The sequence below is a fragment of the Streptomyces graminilatus genome, from assembly GCF_001418565.1.
GTDB classification, from domain to species: Bacteria; Actinomycetota; Actinomycetes; order Streptomycetales; family Streptomycetaceae; genus Streptomyces; species Streptomyces graminilatus.
The window spans coordinates 1-2,470 of sequence record NZ_LIQQ01000613.1 but is presented as its reverse complement, the minus strand read 5'-3'; the positions used below and the strand labels follow the sequence as shown (position 1 = coordinate 2,470).

The following is a 2,470-nucleotide window of genomic DNA, read 5'->3' as shown; positions in this document are numbered from 1 at the left end:
CGCACCCCGCACCCCGCACCCAGGACCCAGGACCCTGAAGTCCCCTGTCCCGTGCCCTGAATTCCGCCCACCCCGAACCCTGGAGTTCCCCTGCCTCCGAACCCCGAAGTCCCTTGATCCGGGCGTGCGTTCGGGGCCGGGCGGGCATGTTCCAGGGGGTGCACGGGAGTTCGCAGGGGCGCACTTCGGGGAGCACGAGCGGCTCCGCCGTCCCTCCGAGGCGCGTCCTTCATGGCAGCATGGTGCCGAGTTCGTCCGGTGCACTGGTTGTCCACAGCCTGTGGAGGCGTCGATGCGGTGGTTGGTGGGATGGAGCAGCACCGCAGCTGTGGCCGCCAAGTACACGACAGGTACCGGCGGTTACGCGTCCGACAGCGCCGGATTCGGAACCGGGAACGGGAATGGGAACGGGAACGGGTCCGGCGCCGGATACGGGGCGGGGGCGACCGGCTACGACGGTGAGTCGGTGCACCCGGTCGGCTCCCAACTCCTCTGGGGGGACCCCGATCCGCTCTGGGCGGTCGGCGACTGGCGCCCCGACGAGGTGCGCGTCGTACGGGCCGACGAGCAGACCCGCATCGCCGTCCTGGGCACCTGCGGAGCCACCGACGAGCAACTGCGGGTCGCGCTGTTCGCCGCCCGTGGAGGGGCACTTCGCCATCTGACGGCCTGGCCCGGCAGTTACACGGCCGTCGTCCAGGTGGGGCGCCGGCTCATGGTCAGCGGCGATCTGGCGGGCGCGCGCCCGGTGTTCTACACCCCATGGGCGGGCGGTACGGCCTACGCCACAGCGGCCCTCCCGCTCGCCGACCTCATCGAGGCCAACCTCGACTTCGGCCACCTCGCCGCCCTCCTCGCGGCCCCCGACGTACCGGCGGCGCTGCACGACTCGACCCCGTACGACGGCGTACGGCGCATTCCGCCCGGGCACGCGCTGATCCTGCGCGCCGGGGCGCGCGAGATCGCCGGGTACGAGCCGGTCGCCTCCCTCGCGGTCGCGGCGGCCCCCGTGGACCCCGACAGCGCGGTGGACGGCGTACGGGACGCGCTGGTCGAGGCGGTACGCGCCCGTCTGTCCGCCCCCCGCCATGTACCCGGCGCCGACGTGGACCCCGGGCCCGTGCCCGGCATGGGCCCCGCGGAACGGCGCGCCGCGCGCGGGATGCCCGTACCGGGGATAGGGGCGGACCTGTCCGGCGGCCCGGCCTCGGGGACGCTCGCGCTCCTGGCGGCCGGCCTGCCGGGTGCGCCGGGGACGGTGCTGGGGCACGGCACGGGCGCGGGGGAGCGGCTCGTGGCGGTGACGTTCAACGACATGGTGGTGGGCGGGCGCGAGGCGGAACTGGAGCGCGCGGGGGCCCTGGCGGCCAACCCGCGCCTGCACCACGTGGTGGTGGCGGGCGGCGAGGACGTTCTGCCGTACGCCGACCTGGAGGGCCCGCTGACCGACGAACCGGGCCCCTCCCTGGTCACGGCGGCCCGCCACCGCGCCCGCCTCGCCTCGGGCAGCGCGGACCACTTCACCGGCTACGGCGCCCGGCAGGTACTGGACGCCCACCCCGCCCGCCTCGCCGACCTCCTGATGGACCGCAAACGCCGCCACCTGGTCCGTCCGGTGGCCGCGCTCGCGAAGGCCGACGGCTCGGTGATGGTCCCCGCGCGCGTGTACGGCGCCGCCCGCAAACTCGCCCGCACTCCCTACAAGGCCGGCATCGAGAACCTCGCCGACCGCCTGATGCAGCGCCGCTTCGACGAGCCGGGGGGCGCGGTCGGAGCCTCACTGGCCGCGCTCACCTGGGCCAGACCCGGCCCGGCCGCGCGGTGGCTGACCGGTGAGGCGCTGGCTGAAGTATCGGTTCGCCTGAACTGGGCGACTGACCGCGCGGGCGCCGGCGTGGGCCCCGGCCAACGCCCGGGAGACTTCCGCGCGCGGGCTGCGCTGGCCCGCCAGGCGGCGGACGTACGGGTCCTGGAGCAGGCCGCCGAGATCCGCTTCCAGCGCCTCCACACGCCCTTCCTGGACAACCAGGTGGTACGCGCGTGCAGGGCCCTCCCGGAAGCGTTGCGCGTCCAACCAGGTGCCCGCGCCTCCATCCTCCGTACGGTCCTGGAGGGCGCCGGTGTCACGGACCTGCCCCCCGGCTGGGGCGCACCGTCGCACGCGTCGGCGACGGCGGCTTCGCGGACGGGCCTGCGGGTGTCGGTGGACACCTTGCTCACCCTGTTCGACACACCGCTGCTCGCGGAGGCGGGGCTGGTGGAGGCGAGGGTGGTCCGCAAGGCCCTCCGAAGCGCCGCCGAGGGCGAACCCCTCCCCCTGGACGGCCTCGCGGACCTGGTCTCCCTGGAGGTGTGGCTACGCCGCCTTCTCTCCCGCCGAGGCACCTGCTGGACCGGAACCCCGGCCCGCCAACGAGCGGTACCGGCGGGGATCACTCCCCAGAGGGGGGCGTTGGGAGCGGGGGCTAGG

General features: G+C 75.1%; 1 protein-coding gene. It reads left to right on the top strand.

Translation table 11 applies throughout. The features are described from left to right. Nucleotides 1-292 precede the first annotated feature (292 nt). Nucleotides 293-2,470, top strand: a 2,178-nt coding sequence (locus AOK08_RS38080) for an asparagine synthase-related protein (RefSeq protein WP_055534626.1), incomplete at its 3' end; no start/stop codon positions are given.